The sequence below is a fragment of the Cuniculiplasma divulgatum genome, assembly GCA_031200235.1.
In the GTDB taxonomy this organism is placed as follows: Archaea; Thermoplasmatota; Thermoplasmata; order Thermoplasmatales; family Thermoplasmataceae; genus UBA509.
Genome location: CP133595.1, coordinates 140,315 through 161,810, shown reverse-complemented (window position 1 = coordinate 161,810; position 21,496 = coordinate 140,315). Strand labels below are relative to the sequence as shown.

The window sequence follows — 21,496 nt, the reverse complement described above, 5'->3', positions numbered from 1 at the left end:
CTTACTCCTCTACGATCAGGACAGCTGCAGCTATTACAGTTGTCCATTCACCAGGTTTCATAACAACAGCGGTGGAACATATGTTCTTTGTTGTCAGTATTCTGTTCTCCAGAACGTATTCCTCCTTCTCCTGGTTCCAGATCAGCTTGTCGGTTGTACCCATGGTGCTGGCAAGCATTTCTGCAGCGAGTTTCTCTGCAAAGTATCCGGCTGTTTTCTCGGTCTCGCCGAAACTGTGGTGCTCGCTGAGATATCCCCACCTGCTCCTGTCCGTTGGTATGGCATAACCTATTGCTGCAGAAATCATCCTGTTAAGCTCATCCGATGAATTTCTTGCAAGAACAGTGAAAAGAATCTGCCCGGGAGACAGAAGTCTGAGCCCCTGCTCCCTGGTAACAGTTTCCGCAAATGGCGGGAAGATGGAGCTTATGCCAACCAGGTTGAATGGCGCAATTCCTCCATCCCTGAGCGCTTCCTCAAAGGACTGCAGCTGGCTCTGTCCTCTCCCCACTCCCCGTGTGAAGAAGATTTTCTTCGGAACAAGACTAGTCATTGGTAGGGTTATGTCATTTCAATTAAAATCTTGATCATTGCAGGAGATGAATAGCTGCATGCCTGTTAAGCAGGCACTGACCAGCCATCCGGTAGAGAGGCAATGCTTCATATGTCAAAAACTATGGTGCCGTAACCCTCGGCTGGACGCAGTACCAGCCTGTGGAATGTTGGAGCCTTGATGACGTAGTCGTACCTGAATCGTGAATTGATTCTGTATCCTGTGAGCAGTACCTGTGTTTCTCCGGGTATAATACCTTCAGGGAAACTGGCATTGCTGTAGAGTTCCGATTGAGCCTCAAAGTAATAAAGCACGCGGGAGAGGATGGTGTACAGGATAAGTTCGTTTCCTGTCTCGGCTATGATCTCTTTTCTGGAAACGTGGAGGTGCCTGCCTGGCTGGCGCCCCATAAGCCTTGCCATGCCCGCAACAGCGGAAGAAAATAACTCCTCAAATGTAGATCCGTAAAACCTGAGGCCCACATCGCCTGTATGGTCAAAAATCTCGTATTGCAATTGAGTAAAGGTATTGGTATTTAAAAATAAAATTTGGGATTACTCGGGTCTCTGTGAAGAAATCACTGGGATGGCTTCTTCAAGGTTGAGACCTATTTCATCTTCGCTGAGCTTCCTGCCTATGCTTTGCTCATAGAAAGCAAGTATTCTTCTCTTGTCTTCCTTTGTATATTCCCTGAAGTACTTGTCCTTCTTGAGTATCTTTCCTGTCCTCTCTTCATAGGTTTTGGCTGGAATTGAGTATTTCCTCTGTGTTGCATCCCTGTAGAGTTCAGGTATTACATTGAATGCACAGAAAGGCACAACCCTGCCATCAGGCATTGCATAGTGGATATCGCATCTCTCAACCCTGTCCACATCATATGTGTACGGATCCATGAAGTGCATGAAACCGATGAACATTGATTTGTAGTGGAAAGCCTTGAGTCCATGGTAATCTCCTTCTGTGAAGGCATTGTATATCATATCCTTCAGCTTGAAGTCCTTGGGGGCCTTCTCGTAATCCACAAACTTGTTCAGGCTGAGAAGCAGCTTCGGAACTGTGACGGCCTTGCTGAGCCTCTTGAAGTTGGATCCCTTTATCTCATCAGCAAGTTCTCCGATTTTTTCGAACATTCCACGCACATCAATGAATCTGGTTATTGGTATGATTCTGTCATCGTCCTTGAAGAGATATGTACCCATTCCGCATGCGAAATGAATTGAGAGCTTGTACATTTCCTTGCCCTTCAGCTGTTCAACAAAGTCAGATACCTTGGCTGTTGAAGGAACAGTGAAGAAGTCCTCTCTTCCTATGAGGCCATCGGTCTGCTGCTCTATCTTCTTGATTGCTCCAGGAATGGTTATCCTCTGTTTTTCCCTCATCCTGTCAGGCATTCTTCCAACAAGGCTGACAGGCTGGAAGTTGACTGCTCTTACAACATCTATGTTGGAGAGCCCAAACCTGATGATGTCTCCCAGATACTGGTCGTTTACACCGCCAATGACAGTTGGAACCAGTACGACCCCCAGCGGAGCCTTCTTGTAGTTTTCAAGAGCAGCCGGGACTTCCCAGAAGTTCTTGGGGTTTGATCTGGGGGTTGGCCCGTCAAAGCTTGTATATATGACATTGGAGCCAGCAGCCCTTACCTTCTTGGGGAAATCAGGATCGAATGCAGCCCTGATACTGTTGGTGTTGAGCTGTATGTGTTCGTACCCCTCTTCCCTGGCGATCTTGATTATGTCAATGATATCATCCCTGATTGTGGGCTCTCCGCCAGTTATCTGGACAGCATTAGCTCCAACAGGCTTCTCGTTCCTCATTCTCCTGAGCATCATCCTGACCTGGTCCTGTGTTGGCTCATATATGGGCTCGTTTTCCTTTGCGTAGAAGAAGCAGTACCAGCATGAAAGGTCACAGCGGTTTGTTACCACAACATTGCCAAGTCCTGTGTGTGATTTGTGCTTTATACAGAGACCGCAGTGCGTGGGGCATACAATCTTGGATTCCAGATATGCAACGTGAGGATTCAGGATTCTGACACCGGGGTCCTGCCACTTCTTGGCTTCCTGATACATCTCATAGTCTTCCCAGTATTTCTCCTTTGTAACACCGTGTTCAGCGCATTCCTTGATAAGCTTGACTTCTCCGGCATTCTCGTAGACTATAGCGGGTATCCTCATCTGATCAAACTTCTCGTCATCAACGCAGATAGGGCACAAACTCTCTGTGACCCTCATAACCATCATGTCTGGAGTTATAAGGTGTCCCATCGCATTGACGAATTCATCCACCGTCTTGAACGGTGCGTTTTTACTTATCTCGAAGTCTGCAGAAAACTTGACCTCGGGATACCTGTTTCTCTCTTCAGATACAATCATTCTTGGAATCACCTATTTTATGCTACAAGATTACAATTATTAAAAGATTTTTGTAGTAAGGCATGCGAAATGCCCCTCCAGTATATTAGTTCCATGAGCAACATAATCAACCTTTGACGTAATGCTTACTAACACCGAAAATAACAGGAGCTGCATTTATCTTATATTTAATATTGCTGAAGTTTGTTATTGATACAGCAACACTTTAATATGATATCTGTTGTACCGCTGGAAATAGGCTCAGGTGCGTATAGCAATATTTTTTCTGGGAAAGTAGACATTTTTTTTAGCAGAGTCAGCTAATAGCTTGCCATATATAGAATTCAAATTTATAAAAATACAGTAAATTAAAGGCTCTGCTATACATTTCCGGAATACTGGCATACAGAGCAGGGCTATCTGCAGCTTCATGAAAGATGAGTGGGCCCCACCTGTAAGCTCCGCAAAAATTAATATTTACCACACAATCACAGTGCTAAGCGGGTGTGGTGTAGCCTGGTAACACGCGAGCTTGCCAAGCTCGTGCCTCGGGTCCAAATCCCGGCACCCGCATGATTTGTTAATTGATAGGTTATTCAAATTTATCAGTAATTAAAAGTTGCAGAATAAGAAAATGGCCAAAAATGGTGGTAGACGCGGCCAGACCAGTCTATCAGGTAAAAAATGTAAGTGATTTAGCGATTATTCCTTGATGAGGTCTTCCCTTACGGTTTCTATGTGAAGATCTCCTCCAGCATAGTCAACATATATGTTTTTCAGTTTAAGGTATTCCTCAATGCCATGCTTGCTGCCCTCTCCTGCCTGGCCAGTAAGCCTGAACCCGGTGTGGTATCCCTGTGATGCTTCGGGACCCGGCATGTTCACGTAAAGTTCGCCAAATCTAATACGTTCAAAAGCGTCAAACATCAAATTCTGATCGGCTGTGAAGAGGTAAGACGCAAGACCGTACTTTGAATCGTTTGCAAGCTTGAACATGTCATCCTTGGATGTGACTTCCATGGCACCTACCACCGGCCCGAATATCTCATCCTGGAATACTGATGAATCCTGCGCCACCCCCTCTATGACCGTTGGAAGGAAGTAGTATCCATTTTCAGCTGGTCCTGATAATTTTGGTTTGCTTCCCCCTGTATCAATTTTATATCCGCTTGACTTTGCATTTTCAACGATTGCTTCCATGTTTCCCAGGGCAACTTTGTTAATAAGTGGTCCCATGTCGGATTTTTTCGGGTCCCCGGTAACAATTGAGGAAGTAGCTTTCTTTACCATTGACATGAATTTGGCATATACATCTTTGTGAACATAAAGACGCTCCGCGGCGATGCAGGATTGACCTGCGTTCCAGAACTTTGCCCAAAGGAATGTCCTGAGAGCATTCTTGAGATCCGCGTCCTTCCATACCATGAAGGGAGCTTTGCCACCCAGCTCAAGGATGAGCTTCGACATGTTTGCCGACGCTTTCTGCATTATTCTCTGACCGGTTTCGGTTGAACCAGTTAGTGTAACCAGCGCGGCTTTTTTATGTGATACTATATAATCACCTATCTCTGAACCTCTTCCGGGAACAAAGTTCAGTACGCCTTTGGGAAGACCCGCTTCCTGAAATTTCCTGACGATCCATTCGGCAGTATACGGGGTGTCGGAGCTTGGTTTGAGCACTACTGTATTACCGGTGAGCAGTGCAGGGGCGAGCTTTCTGGCAACCATTGCCGCCGGGAAATTCCAGGGTGTCAGGGCAACCACTATCCCTAATGGGACCTTGTACTGGAAGATCTTTCTCTTGGGGGTCTCGCCTTCAACTATATCTCCAGTAATTTTTCTGGCAAATTCCGCGTAATACTGCATCTGGTCAAGAACCCCGTCAACCTCCTGTCTCGCCTCTATGGGTATCTTCCCATTTTCCCTGTAAAGCAGATTTTCCAGCTCTCCTCTGGATTTCTCAATCAGTTCCCTGGCTTTGTAAATGTATCTCGATCGCGGAACTGATCCCAGGGATGACCAGGATTCAAAGGCCTTTGATGCAGCATCCATTGCCCTGTCCACATCATTCTTTGATGCAGCGGGGAATTCACCCATAAGTGTCCCGTCCACAGGACTGAACTTCTTCAGCTGTTCTTTATTTTCCGCATCGATCCATTCTCCATCGATTAACAATTTCATATTTTCACATTGTCTTATTGCATAAAACTATTTGCAATTCGTAATTTCTCAGCACTTTTTCAATTTATCCAACAAGGCAAAATAATATAATGATTGTTGTTGATCCTCCCTGAAACATGGATAGAAAGACCGTCGCTGCAGTATCTATGATCGGACTTGCAGCGATTTTCATAAGAATACTCCCCTCATTAAGGGCTTTCGCCATTGGAAACGACTTTGGAATTTATTATACAATACTCCAGGAGTTCGTGAAGAGTGGGAAAATCATGGACACTTTCCCTTCCCCCTGGGGAGGTGCAGGGTATGGTGATTTCCCTGTAATGTACTGGATAATAATTGCACTTTGGAAACTTACCGGAATAAGCTATACTCTCCTTTTGGTCAAGATTCCCCCAATATTTGGCGGCCTGGCTTCTATAATCATATTCTTCATCGCATATAAGATTACAAAAAACCCAACAATCTCTCTCCTTGCTGCACTTTTCGATGCCTTTAACCCAATCATAGTGTTCCAGACATCAATTTCATCCATCCTGGTATTTGGCCACTTTTTCGGGCTTCTTACCGTTCTATTCTTCCTTTACTATATGGATGACCGGAGATATTACCCTGCAGTGCTTGTTTCGTCTTTCCTGCTTGTGATGTCACATCCACTATCCACTTACATGTACGTTATGGCAGTGGTTGGAATTACAATGATTGGCCTTTTCCTGGACCCAAGGCTGAGAAATCGTCTCCGTTACGCAGCTTTCCTCTATCCGTTTTCGGCTTTCATTTTCGCATACTGGTATGTGTTCTTTCCCAACTTCAGCGGTTTCCTGAGCGGCGGCATACTCCATCTGCCCGCCAGTTTCATCATTGCCGGATTTTTCTTGATCATAACCATTGTGATATTCTCACCAACCAATCTTTTGAAGCCTTTCATTGAGAGGATTGAGGCATCCCGTCATAGGATGTACCAACCACTCATATATGCTTCACTTCTCATCTATTTTGCAGCCATTGGTATTTCAGTACCTCTACTCTATGTGATCCTTCCAACATTCTCTGTTAGGGATGTAATAACAATTTTGCCTCTGATGATGGACGGCGGCATTGCCATCATGGGTCTCAACATGGTTTCTGGAAGGGCCAAGTACGTTACCACAGGTTGGCTCATACTGATGTTCATATCTTTCATATATTCTCTTGTTACCTGGAACATGATCCTGTATCCTGGAAGATATTTTGAATACCTTTTCGAACCTTTATCCATACTTGAGGCTATTGGGATATACGGCATTCTTCAGCATGCAAGATCTTCCCTTGTTACTGATTTCAGATTCAGGAAGAAGAGAGGATTCGTGCAGACTATCCGGATACTTGAAGCACGCGAAGCCAGCCTGAAGGGTTACCTGTTGAGATTGTTGAAGCGTGCAAGCATACAGCTTAAGGCCATGAGAATAAACAACGTGAAGTCATTTGCTGTAATCGGGCTTCTTGTGGTGGTTCTTGCATCCTCTGCCGCTACTCCGTACCAGGTCCAGAAGGTTGTTACTCCGTCAGGTAACCAGTCTATTAACATCCCGGATCATAATGCTGCTGTCTGGCTTGATCATAATGCAAGCAGGAATTATTCAGTTGCAACCGATCATATCCTTGGTCTGCTGCTTAACGGATATAATATTTCCAGCAGCTTTGAAAGCATTTACTATTTATGGAATTCCACCGGTGTGAACATATCGGTGCTGCATGAACTCATGGGGAACGCATATTATTCAAGCTACAACTACACTTCGGTTGGGTACATATTGATTGATAATTATATGTTCAAAAATGGCGTGTGGGGCTACGATGGTCTTACTGATCCATACATACGGCCTGTGACCATGGATAACGCGAGTTTTCTCAAGTTCTTTTCCAAGCCGTTCCAGCCAGTCTACTTCAACTTCACCTCACCCTCCAGCTGGGCAGTAGTGTTTCAGGTCAACTGGTCAGCATTGGATGCAAATTACAATCTCAGCATTCCACCTGTTCATACATTTTCTTCCCAGGGAAAAATAACTGAAGCAGAAGTCTGGTCAATAATCAATTCAGCAAACAGCGTCGAAACAAGTCAGCGTTAAAATAATGCCTAACAGATAAGGAGGCACATTCAAATAGCTCATTTTTTTCTCCTATTCATGTCTGCTGAAAAGACATTCTATACGATAATTGCTGTAATAGTAGTGGTTGCAGGTATAGGCATTGGCGCTGCGTATTATGACAGCGTTTCAAGTGTCCACGCTGTTAGCACCCCGCCATCAAGTTCGCTCACCCTTGTGATTACCCCAAATAACTGGTATAATGATACAATACATGGAAACAACTCATATATTGGGCACCATGGCGGGCAGCCTGCTTTCTTTGTGCTGGAACCCAACGGGACCCTGGGGTCATCTGCAAGCATAACGCTTCCGGGTCACCAGTTGATTTCGCTGACCATAATTGATTACGACAGTGGTCCTGCACCGGGACTTGGAAATGCAACCTCCACTGGTGTCCAGAATAATTCTTACTTTGCAAAAGTCATTGGAACGGTAGGAGGAGTGGAATACATTTACAACGGCACGGCAGCAGCTGAGAATGCGACTTTTACCAGCAATGTTACAAATGGGATTTCAATAAACAAAGGTACTGGATGGGCCGTTAAGTCCCTTCCTTGGATTGGCGGTGCATCTGGTGGGTACATGGTAACTCACACATTCACCATTCTTAGCGGTTCAAGTGTTGCAGTTAATATTCCATCTTGGGCTGGAACTAACCCAAGTGGCGGAACTGTTACCCATGCATCATTCTATCTCAACCAGACCAGTGGAACAACCCTTAACTGGCAGTGTTACGCACCATGTGGTACCGGTCCTTCTGGATGGGATGGTGCAATGGCAACAGCCGGATGGATGATGGGGACCATCACTGTATCGTAATTATCCGGTGAAATGCAATGAATGGAAAGAACGATGCAGATGAGCCAGTTGACAAGGACAGAAGAAATTTCTTCAAGTTCCTTGGAGTGGCGGCAATTGCCGCCGGCGGCATAGGGGCACTGCGTGGCGTGCTGGAGAATGTGAGCCCGCCAATTACGGCGGCATTCAGCTCCTTTCCCACCCTGTTACTTTACTCTCAGAGCGGGAAGCCAATCGGCACCAGCGATCTCAAGGTTAACAATTCAACCATTGTACTCTTTGACTATCCACTGCAGAACGAGCCTAATTTTCTTCTCAGGCTTGGAGACAGCAGCAACAATGACCAGGCCATAGAACCAACAACAGTGAAAATTCTCGCAACCGGCAAAACTTTCACATCAGCAGGAGGAGTGGGGCCATACAAGTCGGTGGTGGCCTCCAGTGCAATTTGCCAGCACCTTGGATGCATCCCGCCAATAATACATTTCTATCCGCCCTCATCGCCTTCATATCCTGGCAAGATTCACTGCAACTGCCATGGCAGCACATATGATCCATACAAGGGATTCGCAGTGGTAACCGGTCCCACCACTCATCCGCTGCCCAACACTGTTCTGGCTTATGATTCTTCAAAAGATCAGTACAGTGTTACGAGCCTCGTGGGTCCAACCATATACGGACATTCCAGTGATTTGAGCGGAGGGAGCCAGCTTCCATCCTCAACGTACACAGAAATAACAACTCTCACCCCTACAAGCTGAGGTGCATTTATGCCGAATGAAAAAAAGGAAAATATGATTGAGAAAATAATGAACGAACCCCAGCCCATACCACGTAAGGTTCCAGATTACATGAGATCCAAGGGTGGCGGCTGGTTCTGGACCGGCGCAATGGTTATGTTTGCGTTTCTCTATGAAGTTATCACCGGTCTCATTCTGCTGCTTTACTATGAGCCGTCAAACGCTTATGCAAGCACAGAGGCTTTTCTTTCCAGCACGCCATTTGGTTCGTTCATCTTGACAACCCATCTTTATGGCGCTTATGCCATGGTGGTTCTGGTCTATATACACCTTCTGAGGAATCTTTATGAAGGCGCCTACAAGCATCCACGTGAAAGCCAGTGGCTGACAGGCGTTCTCCTTCTGGTGACAACACTTGGTGCTGGGTTCTTCGGCTATTCAATGAGCGGAGATGTGCTTTCGGCAGATGCCACAGATGTTGGTCGAGGTATAGCAGGAGGATTTCCGGTGATTGGTAACTGGATTCTTGGAATCTTTTTCGGAAACGGTACTCAACTTTCTCTGTTTTCACGAATGCTCGCCTGGCACATAATTCTCGTGGCTGTTATTGGTCTTCTGTTTGCTGTGCATTTCTTCATGGCAGAATACAACACCATCATGCCAAAGAGGGAAGAATCGGGCTATAAGGCTCCGGCAATTGATCATGATGATGGAAGCTACAAACCATGGTATCCTTACAATCTTGTGTATATGATTCAACTGATGCTTCTGACATTCGGGATTATAATAATAGTTCCATCCATTCTGGCATTGCTTCCCGGCGTTCCACCACTGTTCTCGCCATTCCCCCAGGTATCTCCAACCAGCCCCCTTGCAGCAAGTGTCCCGGCATATCCACCATGGTTCCTGCTGTTTGTTTACAAGGAGCTTGACTTCCAGTTTGCGCAGTCCTTAACACCATTCTGGGCCACAGTGATATTTGCAGGAATGCCCCTGGTTTATCTCCTGATTCTACCATATGTGGATAAAAGCAGTTCACTTAAAATGAGGGACAGGCCCATAACAGTATCCTTTGCGATTCTTGGCACGATTTACCTCGCCAGTCTTTCACTCTGGGGAGCACTTACTCCCGGTATTGCAATAGCAAACTGGAAGGTTGCGCTGTTCTTCTTCCTGCCAGGCATTGCAATAATCTCACTCACCTGGGTTATAGCAGATGCAATGAAAAAAGAGAAGATTCATGTAAGGAATGCTCCGTGGGCATTTGCAACAATGGCCATAATGGCAGTTTCCGCATTTGGATCTGGTATGCTCATACTTGCAGACATCAGGGCGCCATCATTACTGTACACCATCTCAATGATACTCACACTGATGGTAACAGCAATCTCAGCCGTAGTGGTGATCGCCATTTCAAGGGGCATATTTACTCAGCGTGCCGATGTTTACAAGCCCATGAGCAAGAATGCCTATACACTGGCGGGTTCTGGATTCACAGCATCAGCAATATTCATACTCTTCGAAATTTCAGTGATCAACCCTGACACCGTGTTCAAAACTTCGCTGTACGCAATTGGGCTGGGTGTCATATTGCTGATTGGCGGTGCAGTACTGAGAATGTACAGGGCTACCATTTACAATGAATGATAGCCTAAATAACCCACTTTTTATTTTTGGTAGCATATGTTGAATCAGACAAAAACGCTGGAGGCACTGGCATTCTCCCTGAGCTTTATCCTATTTTTTATCTCAATACTTATGGCCTATGAACTGGGTGACCTTGTTATTGATACTGCTGCAGTTAGTTCTATGGCAATAATCGTCACAATAATGGTACTTTTCTATGCTCTGCAGCCTGTCTTCATGAAATACTGGCACCCACTTCAGCTTTACCTGGCTTCCTTCACACTTACCTTCCTTTTATTCCTTACTGTTGCGTTTGCAGCTTTTCCACAGTTCTTCATGCTTGTATCCTCCTTGGGGCTATTTCTGATTTACTATGTACTTTCCATCAGGGACACAGGAGACCTTAAGGTCAGGGTTCCTACTTTTTTCATCACGCTGGCTCTTATGGCCATAATAGGGAGTATTGTGGGACCGGCAAATCAGCCTCCTGGATTTCCTGTAACAATTGAGAGTACAGCTGCCATGTTCGTATTCATCGGCCTCAAGGTTCCGCTTCTTGAAAAGTTTGGCATAACTGTTCTTTCAACAAAGATCAACATGATACTCAGCCCGGTGGAACTTGTTCTCTTCTTTGGAATAGCGGCACTGGTTTCGGAGAATTATCACGAGATAATAACATACCTGACCGGTCATAAGTCGTTCTCCAACAGACTGGGGGTTGCTGTATACGGGTTGACAGGGGCACTCAGCTGCCAGTGCGAGAGTTTTATTGCTCTCCTTCCGGCTGTGAGCATACTCCTGATCGATGAAATTCTTGTTCCCATGATCTTTGTAAGTGCTGCCCTCCTGGCTGGCACGTATTTACTTGTCTCAAGGCTCTACAGGAGGAAACATTACGTAGCTTTTTTCATGCCGGACATGTGGAAAGGCGTGAAAACATTGAAGATTGTATTTGTCGCCTTCATACTGGTTTCCGTGCCAGTGGTTTTCACAATCGGTATCTACTATTCCTGGCAGAGATACGCGTTATTTTTCTTCCTTTCCAATATGTTGATGGTACTTGTTGGCTATGTATTCATGGTTGAGCTTTTCCGCATAATCCCTTACGGCAAATCTTCCAGATGGATCAGTTCTGGAATGGCATTTCTTGGAACATTTATCCCTGTTGTCTGGTTCCTGCCGTTCATGACGGAGGCAGCTTACCATTCACCCTCAATTTTCGGTGTAATGACCATTTCAGGATTCGCCGGTGGAGTACTTCTGGGTACCGCATATTCAATGCTGGATAGAAATGACAGGTATGTGTTCAACGAATACATAACAGTTATATTCAGCCTGCTTCCCCTGACAATTTTTTACATAACAGACAGACTGCAGAAAGCAATATGGCCGTCATTCACCCTTTCGGGCCAGACTGAATTTTCAATCGTTGCATGGCTCGTGATGCTCCCTGTCATGTGGTATGCCACCCATCAGGCACTGAATCATCTGGCTTTTGTTCAGGGAGGCGTTCTTACTTCACGTAAAGGTGTCAGGTCAGCAGTAAAGGATCCGGAAGATTAGGAGTCCCCATCACGCTTTGGAAGCCACAACTGATCTTACTGAACTGCCAAGGGAAGTGATCCTGAAGGACCGCTTCAGCATGAGGGAATTCAGAACCACACTTGTTGAGCTGAGCCCCATTGCAAGCGCAGAGAGCATTGGCAGGAAGGAATAGATGCCGAGTCCGAAGGCGGGCACAAGTATTCCGGCGGCAACGGGAATGAGAATGGTATTATATCCTATGGCCCACCCAATATTCTGCCTGATCTTCCTCATGGAGAGCCTTGCCATGACCATTGCTTCCGCGACAAGGGTTAGATCATCCCTGGCGAGAATCAGGTCGCCTGCGTCCATGGCTATGTCTGAGGCATTTGACACTGCAATGCCGGCATCGGAAGTTTCCATGACAACAGCATCATTTATGCCATCGCCCACAAATGCCACAAACTCCCCTTTTTCCTGGTAGCCCTGTATGATGGCAGCCTTCTCCTCCGGGGTGCATTCGCCCTCGTAGATATCAATGCCTGTGCTTCCTGCAACCGATTCAACAGCATCCCTTCTGTCTCCTGATACCATGGCAACCTTCATTCCCATTTCATGGAGTTTCGCCACAACACCAGGCATTTCAGGGCGAATTTTATATTCCATGAAAATGGTGCCAGCAGACACACCATCAACTGACATTGAGACGGCGGATCCTGTGGTCTCTCTGGACCTTTCCATGATGATCGTGTGACCTCCAACACTTCCCTGAATCCCGGTTCCAGGTTTCTCAGAAACATCCGACGCTGCGGATTCCAATGTGCCATGTTCCCTGCAGTATCTTGCTATGGCTCTTGCTACAGGATGGTTTGAATGGGATTCAATTGCGTATGCATATGAGAGAAACTCGTCCATTTCCATATTGGTCTCAATCCTTGCAATTGAGGGCACAGATTCTGTGACAGTCCCTGTCTTATCAAATACCACCATGGTTGTTCTGGCCAGCCTGTCAAGGACACTGGTATTCTTGAACAGTATACCTTTTGATGATGCCGTTGACGAAGTTATGAGCATGACTATTGGTGCAGCAAGCCCAATGGCACATGGGCATGCGATTACGACAACCGAAACAAAGGCAAGGACAGGAATGGAAATGTCCAGGCCTGTGCCACGCAGTATCATCGCCCATGTGATGGCAGAGATTGCAGCAGAAATCAGTACAACCGGAACAAAGTACGTAGAGAAAATGTCCGCAACTCTCTGTATCTTGGCACGGCCTGAGGACGCTGCCTGAAGCATTTCATAGATTCTGGATATGGTGGAATCCTGCCCTGCCTTTTCAACAAGAACTGTAATGGCACCGTTCATGTTTTTCATGCCGGATATTACATGGTCGCCAGGCTTTACAGTTAACGGCTCCTGCTCTCCCGTTATGGCGGATGGGTCAACATCGCCCGTTCCATCATCCACGGTGCCGTCGGCAAGAATGACTTCTCCAGCGCGGATGCTTATTCTGTCCCCGGCCTTCACCTGATCGGCAGGTATGTTCTTCACACCGCTATACGTGACAAGATGTGCTGTTTTAGGCATTATCTCCAGCAGTCTGGATGCAGCATCACCTGCAGACCTCTTTGTTACTGATTCGATGAAGCTTCCCGTGAGAATAAGCGTGATTATGAACGACGAAGCATCGAAATATACGCCTGATCCGGGAATGGCATTCCTGAAAAATGTTATGAATAAGGAGAAGAAGAATGCAGTGAGTGTTCCCAGGGATATCAGTATGTCCATATTCCCCATCCTGTTCTTTAAGGCCTGGTAGGCTCCACTGTAAAAACCAAGCCCTGCATAAAACTGCACCGGAAGGGCAAGAGCAAGAAGCACGTAGTCCTTTGCTGGAAAATGCGTTAAATATGTCAGCAGGAGGACTGGAAGAGAGAAAAGCCATGCCACAATAAGGCGCACTTTCAACCTCTTTACCTGGTCTTCCGGAGACATGAATTTTTCCATGCAATCTCTGGAACAGAAGTAATAGGTCTTGCCATTTTTTTCCATCTTCAGGGTCGAATTGTCCGGCACAAACATGCCGCAAACAGGATCAGTGGGCACTCATACCACTTCCATTATGCATTTCATGGTTACGTATGGTGGTATAATTCATAATCTGTTTTGGAACACAATGTATAATATTACCTGTAAAATATAACAATATGCAAAAGCAATCCAGGGAACTTGAACAGCGGGTGCTCATGATGCTGAAGGAGGATTCCAGGAAGAGCGTTGTTGATATTGCAGCGGAACTGGGAATCAGCAGGATCACCGCCCGGAAGATCATCGATGGCATGGTGGAATCCCGGGAGATCACCAGGTTCACTGTGGAATCAAGCAGTGACCAGAATGATCTCGCCCTGATCCACGTGAGAAGCGGAACCGTGATTCCCCATGATCTGGTACTGGAAGAATTCGATCTGATTGACGGAACATCACTGGTACTGGTTTATCTGGAAAAAATAGCTTCTGTGAAGGATCCAGGGATAATTGATGTACAGATTGTATCCCACAGGAAAAATGGAAGCCCTGTGCCCAGGTACCCATCCCTGCACTGCGATTACTGTGATGCAGAGATCAGGGGAACGCCAATTTCCGTGAAAAGCAACCGGAAAACTTACTATGTCTGCTGCCCGAACTGCGAACGTGACATGAAGAGAAGGCTGGAAAGCATTGAACGCACACAGCAATGAAATGTATGAATGGAATTAGAAAAGAATATGGAGAAATATGATTCTTCAATCTATTTGAAGCTGCATGGAAAACATTTTCAGCGTGCAGCCAGAATCATCGAATGATTCTCATCTTGTGTATTTCAATGGATTCTTTTCAAAGGTCTCCTTGCACGTCTCATTGCAGAAATAGTAGGTCTTACCCTTGTAGGATGTCTTCAGTGGCGTGTCTTCCTTCACTTTCATTCCGCAAACAGGATCTATTGCCATAAATGCTTATTGCGCCCCTTTATTTCAAATGCGCGTTGAAGTTATGCAAACTGAAACGGACTCGTGTATACAGAATGTTATTGCGTTCTCGCAGCCATCTTTCCCAGTCTTTGCACTGAGGGACGCGCCGATGGGTGCAGGAGACTGTTTTTGAGGTTTTGAAGCAAAGCCCCTGTGACAGTGCATACTGCAAAACATAATGATAAAAGCAAAGCAGATTGATGCTTGGATAAAATGATGTGGCGCAATGAACTCCAAAATGTTTAGGTATCCCTGTGGCAATCATATCATATGAAACCCAATATCGCACTAAAGCGCGTCTATGAAAGCGTTGGAGACGATGGCTTCAGGGTGCTTGTTGAACGGCTCTGGCCAAGGGGCATATCCAGGGAAAAGGCCCATGTGGACTACTGGGCCAGAGAAATTGCGCCCAGTACTGAACTGAGACGCTGGTACTCCCATGATCCGGATAAGTGGGTTGAATTCAGAGGGAGATACATGGAGGAGTTAAGGTCAAACCATAAACTTGCGGAATTCAAGGATGCTGTACTCAGCCATCCCATGGTTACATTCCTCTTTGCATCAAGGGAAACGGAGAAGAACAGTGCAAGTGTCCTGAGGGAGTTCATCCTTCAGGATATATGATCAACCCGGAGAAGATCTATAGCACCGGCACTTTCTCCAGCTTCTCAAGTTCCTCAAGTGTGCGCTTTCTTATCTGCGAAGGTGATGGATATTTTCCCACGGGTTCGCCGGATTTCAGGTACTGTTGCATGACCGGGGTCATATTGCCTCCACACTGACAGGTCTTAACATCCTGGCCAAATGGCACAACAAGGGTGCTGTAGCAGCGTTCGCATCTGAGCACCTGCTTGGCACCGGAGAACTTTCCCCTCTTGGTGAGCGGCTCTCCGTTGACCTCCACTATGTCCATTGCAAAATCAAAGGGCCTGGCAGAGGAGATTGATGTGCCTATGCCGAATGCGGCAACACCTGCTTCCTTAAGCTCCCTGAGATTCTCTAGCCTGAGGCCTCCGCTGGCCATTATCTTGACATGCCCATATCCCCTGAGGTCAAGCTCCCACCTAATCTCACGTATCAGTGCGGCAAAATTGCCCCTCCTTGATGACGGTGTGTCAACCCTGATGAAATCCAGGTCCGGTATTGTGGACGCAGCTTCAATGGCAGCAAACTTTTCGTCCATGAATGTGTCTATGAGCACTGTTTTTTTGCCGGGTGCAGCCGATTTTACTGTGAGGTCCCATGCCTTTCTGTCTCCCATGAGCAGTGCAAGGGCATGGGGCATTGTGCCAACTGGATCTGTCCCGGTGACCCTGCCGCCAAGTATTCCGGAAACCCCATCCGCACCACCAATGTATGCGGATCTGTCAATCATGGGCGATATTGCAGGATGCATCCTCCTTATGCCGAAGGAAAAGAATGGAGTGTCGCCCAGTTCCTTCCTGATCTTTGCGGAGTAGGTTGAAATGCCTGACGCCTGGCAGATGAAGCCAAGTATGGCAGTCTCCAGGTTCCCGAAGCTTGAGTATGGGCCTTCCACTCTCAGGAAAGGTACAGGTGTTCCAGTGGAATCACGGGGTGGCACTATTGTCCCCTCAGGTATGGCGTAAACATCAAGACCCTTGCCCCTGAGAAGATGAATTACCTCATCAAGCCCAGAGAAGTTCACCCAGGTATCAAGGGGACCCGATACAGTTACCTCTGCTTTCACGCGGTCACCGGCTTCCGATCCTGATGCGCTCAGGCTTCTCTGAAAATAAACGTCTGAGGCCAGTCCTTCCGAGATTTCTTTCTCCGATGCAATATTGTAGCCTGTCATAATCCTTTCACAGTTCCTTTTGAAATTCATCACTTGTTGTTATTCTGAAGCCATAGTTCCGGGATATAAATTCCATGGCATCTTCATGGTGCTTTTCGTCAATGGCAGTGCAGAGGTCGGCAAGCACCACGGCGCCATAGTTGTTGAAAAACGCACCGGAGCAGGTGTGCAGCACACATATGTCTGTGCTTATCCCGAATATTACAAGATCCGTGACGTGCCTTGCCCTGAGGTATCCATCAAGATCTGTCTGGAAGAAAGCATCATAATGGCGCTTTGTGATCCTGTACCCGCTGATGACCTCAAGTGCCGGATAGAGGCGGGAGCCAGAAGTGCCCGCAAGACAATGTTCGCCCCATACGGCGAATTCAGGATCATCCTTAACATGTGTGTCCAGTGTGAATATCACCTCTGATCCGGTGGGAAGCCTTGAAAGAAAGCGCACTGCCCGGTTTGCCACGTCAACAGCCCTCTGGGACCCGAATTTCCCCGTGACAAAATCATTCACAAGGTCCACCGCAACATATGCACGCTTCACCATTAATCACCTCCTTCTGCTGAATTCACCCACCATGCTGTGTCACTGCCGTTATCCTCTATGTATACTCCCATCTCCAGCAGCCTGCTCCTTATGGAATCTGCCAGCTGGTACTGCTTTATTGCTCTGAGCTCTTTCCTTATTTTGAGGAGAAGTTCCACAGTTCCGGAAACTGTCGCATCAGAAGAGCCCCTCCTGATGATTCCTGCAAATGAATCCACCCATTTCAGGACGCTGTATGCCTGATTGAGCTCGTCTTTCCCAAGATGTTCAAGATCTGCGTTCCAGGACCCAACAAGTTTAATGACATCGCGGAACAGACTGCGGAAATCCATGTTATCCTGGATTATTGAGTCCAGCGATGCAATGAGGTCATAGTCCTTGCTGTATTTCGCACTGTCTCCAAGTTTCAGGAGTACCTTATTGTAAAGGATTGAGATCTGGCTTACATTCCGTCTGGCCTCCTGGAGCAGGGATTCGGAATAGTTCAGGGAACTGCTGAAGTTAGCGTTCAGAAGTGCGAATCGAAGGTCTTCTGCCCTGTATGACCTGAGAACCTCTCTTATGGTGATGAAGTTCTTCAGGGATTTACTCATCTTCTCATCATTCACGTTTATCATTCCAGTATGAATCCAGTAATCCACAAGGCGGTCTTTTCCGCTTATTGAACGTTCAATGGCGATCTCCGCGTCGTGGTGCGGAAATATGAGGTCCATCCCCCCTCCGTGGATATCATACACCGGCCCGAAGTATCTGTCGGTTATGGCAGTGTCTTCAATGTGCCAGCCAGGCCTGCCCTTACCCCATGGTGATTCCCAGTATGGTTCTCCCGGCTTCATCTTCTTCCATATGGCAAAGTCCCGGGGATTTTTCTTGGTGGAGGAGCTATCGGAAGAAGGCAGCAGGGTATCCGGATTCTGCCCCCATAGTTTTCCGTAATCCGGAAACTTTGATATGTCGAAGTACACGCCGTCATCTGTTTCATAAGCTATTCCCTTCTTTATCAGTATTGATATCTGGTTCAGAATCTCTGCAATGTGGTCCGTTGCGTGTGCAAAGAAGTTAACGCTATCCACTCTGAGCCCTGACATTATATTATGGAATTCTTCGGTGTAACGTCTGGAAATGACATCATAGCTGACGCCCTCAGCATTGGCGCGATCTATGATCTTGTCGTCAATGTCAGTTATGTTCTGCAGATAGAACACCCTGTACCCGGATGTTCTCAGGTATTTCACAAAAGCATCGAAGAAGATGTACGTCCTGGCATGGCCTATGTGAAAATTGTCCTGCACAGTCGGTCCGCAGACAAACACCCTTATGACCCTATCCTCAGGGAGATCAAGAGCAACCCTGGCCCGGGCCATTGTATCATAAATCCTCATCTGCCTGGAACCATATTGCACTGAGATAATAAAATTCACCCAGTGGGTAACAGAGGGGCATTAAGCATGGAACATGGAAAATTAATAGCAACTGCAGGTTTACATAGGGATGGAGGTAGCGCCTGTAGAGAACAGGAGAAGAATTCAGGCAGGAGGAATCGTTCTTGCAATCATCGGAGCATCCCTCTGGGGCCTTTCCGGGACACTGTCATCAATCCTCTTCAAAGATTACGGCATGCCTTTCTCGACCCTTGTATCCCTGAGGATGATACTTGCCGGAATAATTGCTCTGGCTGTATTGCGCCCAAAATTCCCGAAAAGATCAGTGCGCGATTTCCTTGTCTTTGCACTGGCAGGCCTTTTTGGCGTCCAGATAACATACCTTGCAACAATCAGCTACTCCAATGCGCCGACTGCCACTCTCCTGCAGTATCTGTTCTTTCCCATGGTGATGGTATATGAAGTTGCCAGGAGGAAAGTCAGCCTTACGGCGGGGATACTGGTATCCGTGGCCCTTGCGCTGGGCGGAACATTTGAGCTCACAACCAGCTTTCCCAGCCATTCAGCTGCCATAATCCTCAGCCCTCTTGCCCTGGTTTTCGGACTGCTGTCGGCCCTGACTGCAGCCCTGTACACAATAATGTCCGGGCCGCTCATAAGGCAGAATGGCACGCTCCCGGTGATCACATGGGCGTTCATAATCGGCGGAGCCTTCTCCATTGTCTTCAGCGCGAATGTCAGCTATGCATATTTCTCAGATATAAATGTGGCCGAATTGCCAGCCATCGTGACCCTGGTGCTCCTGGTGGCAGTGTTTGGAACACTTGTGGCTTTCGGCCTCTATATAAGGAGCATGCAGGAGATCACTGCCACTCAGGCCTCCCTCGCCGGAACAATGGAGCCCATCACAGCTGCACTGTCGTCTGCAATCCTCCTTGGAATATTCCTGACGGGTTTCCAGTATGTGGGAGGCGTGATGATAATCATGGCCATAATCATAGTTCAGCTTTTCTCGTTCAGGCCAAAGACCGCAGCTGAATAAATCATTCAGATTTTATAGGTTTCTGCAATGAAGGATGGCATGATGGCAGGCTTAAACCGAAAGGACAGGCAGCTCATAGGCGCTGTTGGTTTCATGGAGGTGGTCCGAATGCTTGGCATCTTCCTCATACTGCCTGTGCTTGAAGTATATTCCGCAAGCCTTACCAGGTCCGTAATACTCATTGCCCTTGCATTTGGAGCATACGGGCTTGCCTCGGCAATTTTCCAGAGTTTCTTCGGAATCCTTTCGGACAGGATAGGCAGGAAAGCCGCCATAATAATAGGTCTCATACCCTTCATCGCAGGCAACCTTCTCACCTTCGCAGACCACACCATACTCATGCTTATTGCAGGCAGATTCATCGCAGGTGCGGGTGCCATAGGGTCAGTGGCCACAGCAATGGTCCAGGAAAACGTCCCGGAACAGAAGAGGAATGCTGCCATGGCCCTGGTGGGCATTCCGGTTGGAATTGCATTTCTCATAGGCCTGCTCCTTGGTCCGGAGCTTGGATACGCAATCGGTTTTTATTATCTCTTCCTCATATCGGCCGTTCTGGGAGTTGCAGCCGTTGCCATAGTCATCCCGCTGAAGGTGTCACAGAACAGGGTTGTGCACAGGCCATCGGCAATTTACGGCATCAACAGGGTCTCAGCTTCACTGGCCGTGGCCGGATTTTCAGTATCATTCTTCATGATACTGTTCTTCTATTATTTCCAGGTTTTCGCTACCGGAATACTGCTGCAGAATAATTACGTGCTTCCCATTTTCATTCCCGGCGTCATCGGGGGCGGCATAGCTGTGATGATTGCAGGGAGATTTGAGGGAAAGCGCACCACGGTAATGGCCGTTGCCTCCATAGCAGTGATCCTGGTATCCGTGCCCATACTGTTTCTTGCACCCCTGCAGAAAAGTTCGCTGCTCATAATAGAGATTGGTTCCGTGGTATTCTTCCTTGGATATTCGCTGTATGAGATCGTGTTCCCAACTGCCATCACAAGGTTCGCATCCAGGTACCATTACGGTTCCAACCTGGGCATTTTCAACACTCTCCAGCATGTGGGGCAGTTCGCCGGTGGGACAGCCAGTGGAATAATTCTGGGGCTCCAGCTGAACAGGGGTTCCCAGATTTCGGCACTTGTCATCATGCTTGTGCTTATGGGTGTGGCCATGGTTCTTTCTGCAATGGTATACACCGGTTCAAGGACAGGCCGAATCATGGCGCAAGCATAGATCTCAGGCGGTCGCTTACTAAAAGTGAACCAATGCAGACAATTCTTTCATTCTGCACATCCATAACCGACATTGAAGCATTCCTGATCTCAATGCCGAAGCTTTCTACCTCGTCCAGGCCCAGGTAGCTTGAGATTGCCGCCCTTATGGGCATGGCATGGCTGACCAGCAGCTGCACGCCCTGGATGCCTTCAAGGACAGATCTCATCCTCAGAACCTGTGAATTCCAGGATTCCATTCCAAGCTCATCCCGTGAACCCGGGGGAAGACCCGCCATCATTGAGTTGTTGTAGGGCCCCATTCCCGATTCCGTAATATTGCTCTCTATGGCCGGCACCAGATCAATGGTACTTCCGATAATATTTGCCGTCTGCAATGCCCTCTGTACCGGGCTGGACAGAATCCCATCAATGTGCAGTCCCTTAAGCTGCTCTGCCGTGAATTCCGCCTGCCGCATTCCCCTTTCGGTCAGGGGGTATCCGTTGATGTCACTGGATATGATCTTCCTGACATTGACTTCACTTTCACCGTGCCTGACAAGAATAGCAATACGCACGCTACACAATGCC

The 21,496-nt window shown here is 47.3% G+C and carries 19 protein-coding genes and 1 tRNA gene; 10 read left to right on the top strand and 10 right to left on the bottom strand.

Annotated elements, in window-relative coordinates; all coding sequences use genetic code 11:
- Position 1: 1 nt before the first annotated feature.
- The 3 genes from RE469_00885 to RE469_00875 all read right to left on the bottom strand — a co-directional run bounded on the left by RE469_00885 (position 2) and on the right by RE469_00875 (position 2,940).
- Entirely contained in the window at positions 2–553 is a 552-nt protein-coding gene (locus RE469_00885; GenBank protein WMT44772.1) for an arginine decarboxylase, pyruvoyl-dependent, read from the bottom strand.
- Positions 554–660: 107 nt separating this feature from the next.
- A complete protein-coding gene (locus tag RE469_00880) occupies positions 661–1,068 on the bottom strand; it encodes an archease (protein WMT44771.1) in 408 nt (135 codons plus the stop codon).
- A 39-nt stretch (positions 1,069–1,107) separates the two neighbouring features.
- Positions 1,108–2,940 (bottom strand): radical SAM protein, encoded by a 1,833-nt coding sequence (locus tag RE469_00875; GenBank protein WMT44770.1) that lies wholly within the window; start codon positions 2,938–2,940, stop codon positions 1,108–1,110.
- 467 nt (positions 2,941–3,407) lie between these two features.
- Here RE469_00875 and RE469_00870 point away from each other — a divergent pair.
- Positions 3,408–3,480, top strand: a tRNA-Gly gene (locus RE469_00870).
- 129 nt (positions 3,481–3,609) lie between these two features.
- On the opposite strand, the gene RE469_00865 is transcribed toward RE469_00870, so the two are convergent.
- Positions 3,610–5,088, bottom strand: a complete 1,479-nt coding sequence (locus RE469_00865; protein ID WMT44769.1) for a D-glyceraldehyde dehydrogenase — start codon at positions 5,086–5,088, stop codon at positions 3,610–3,612.
- Positions 5,089–5,204: 116 nt separating this feature from the next.
- Here RE469_00865 and RE469_00860 point away from each other — a divergent pair, with 116 nt between their 5' ends.
- Genes RE469_00860 through RE469_00840 form a run of 5 tightly spaced genes read left to right on the top strand, consistent with a single transcriptional unit; the run spans position 5,205 to position 11,941 of the window.
- Complete coding sequence (locus RE469_00860; GenBank protein WMT44768.1) at positions 5,205–7,193, top strand: hypothetical protein; 1,989 nt, start codon at positions 5,205–5,207, stop codon at positions 7,191–7,193.
- A 57-nt stretch (positions 7,194–7,250) separates the two neighbouring features.
- Positions 7,251–8,033 (top strand): hypothetical protein, encoded by a 783-nt coding sequence (locus tag RE469_00855; GenBank protein ID WMT44767.1) that lies wholly within the window; start codon positions 7,251–7,253, stop codon positions 8,031–8,033.
- 17 nt (positions 8,034–8,050) lie between these two features.
- Positions 8,051–8,773, top strand: coding sequence for a Rieske 2Fe-2S domain-containing protein (locus RE469_00850; GenBank protein WMT44766.1), 723 nt, complete (start codon positions 8,051–8,053; stop codon positions 8,771–8,773).
- A 9-nt stretch (positions 8,774–8,782) separates the two neighbouring features.
- Positions 8,783–10,399, top strand: coding sequence for a cytochrome bc complex cytochrome b subunit (locus RE469_00845; GenBank protein WMT44765.1), 1,617 nt, complete (start codon positions 8,783–8,785; stop codon positions 10,397–10,399).
- Positions 10,400–10,435: 36 nt separating this feature from the next.
- A complete protein-coding gene (locus RE469_00840; GenBank protein ID WMT44764.1) occupies positions 10,436–11,941 on the top strand; it encodes a hypothetical protein in 1,506 nt (501 codons plus the stop codon).
- A 9-nt stretch (positions 11,942–11,950) separates the two neighbouring features.
- Here the strand turns inward: RE469_00840 and RE469_00835 are convergent, their stop codons facing one another.
- Positions 11,951–14,011 (bottom strand): heavy metal translocating P-type ATPase, encoded by a 2,061-nt coding sequence (locus RE469_00835; protein ID WMT44763.1) that lies wholly within the window; start codon positions 14,009–14,011, stop codon positions 11,951–11,953.
- Between the two features lie 101 nt (positions 14,012–14,112).
- Here RE469_00835 and RE469_00830 point away from each other — a divergent pair, with 101 nt between their 5' ends.
- Positions 14,113–14,643 carry a TRASH domain-containing protein gene (locus RE469_00830; GenBank protein WMT44762.1) on the top strand — a complete coding sequence of 177 codons (531 nt, stop codon included), beginning with the start codon at positions 14,113–14,115 and terminating at the stop codon, positions 14,641–14,643.
- A 108-nt stretch (positions 14,644–14,751) separates the two neighbouring features.
- Here the strand turns inward: RE469_00830 and RE469_00825 are convergent, their stop codons facing one another.
- Positions 14,752–14,892: a YHS domain-containing protein gene (locus tag RE469_00825; protein ID WMT44761.1), complete on the bottom strand. Its 141-nt coding sequence runs from the start codon at positions 14,890–14,892 to the stop codon at positions 14,752–14,754.
- 291 nt (positions 14,893–15,183) lie between these two features.
- On the opposite strand from RE469_00825, the gene RE469_00820 reads away from it, so the two are divergent.
- The gene (locus RE469_00820) at positions 15,184–15,537 is read left to right on the top strand and encodes a DUF488 family protein (GenBank protein WMT44760.1); all 354 of its coding nucleotides are present in this window, start codon (positions 15,184–15,186) and stop codon (positions 15,535–15,537) included.
- 16 nt (positions 15,538–15,553) lie between these two features.
- Here RE469_00820 and RE469_00815 read toward each other — a convergent pair whose 3' ends face one another.
- From RE469_00815 to cysS, 3 genes are read right to left on the bottom strand one after another with little or no spacing between them, the layout of a single operon-like run.
- The gene (locus tag RE469_00815; GenBank protein WMT44759.1) at positions 15,554–16,732 is read right to left on the bottom strand and encodes a nicotinate phosphoribosyltransferase; all 1,179 of its coding nucleotides are present in this window, start codon (positions 16,730–16,732) and stop codon (positions 15,554–15,556) included.
- Positions 16,733–16,739: 7 nt separating this feature from the next.
- Entirely contained in the window at positions 16,740–17,273 is a 534-nt protein-coding gene (locus tag RE469_00810; GenBank protein ID WMT44758.1) for an isochorismatase family cysteine hydrolase, read from the bottom strand.
- Positions 17,273–18,655 (bottom strand): cysteine--tRNA ligase, encoded by a 1,383-nt coding sequence (cysS, locus tag RE469_00805; protein ID WMT44757.1) that lies wholly within the window; start codon positions 18,653–18,655, stop codon positions 17,273–17,275. Before cysS ends, RE469_00810 begins: the two co-directional genes overlap by 1 nt.
- Positions 18,656–18,764: 109 nt before the next feature.
- Between cysS and RE469_00800 the strand changes: the two genes are divergently transcribed.
- The gene (locus RE469_00800; protein ID WMT44756.1) at positions 18,765–19,697 is read left to right on the top strand and encodes an EamA family transporter; all 933 of its coding nucleotides are present in this window, start codon (positions 18,765–18,767) and stop codon (positions 19,695–19,697) included.
- A 39-nt stretch (positions 19,698–19,736) separates the two neighbouring features.
- Positions 19,737–20,927, top strand: a complete 1,191-nt coding sequence (locus RE469_00795; protein ID WMT44755.1) for an MFS transporter — start codon at positions 19,737–19,739, stop codon at positions 20,925–20,927.
- Here the strand turns inward: RE469_00795 and RE469_00790 are convergent.
- A complete protein-coding gene (locus RE469_00790; GenBank protein ID WMT44754.1) occupies positions 20,911–21,483 on the bottom strand; it encodes a histidine phosphatase family protein in 573 nt (190 codons plus the stop codon). The two genes, RE469_00795 and RE469_00790, sit on opposite strands and share 17 nt — an antisense overlap.
- Between the last annotated feature and the right edge of the window lie 13 nt (positions 21,484–21,496).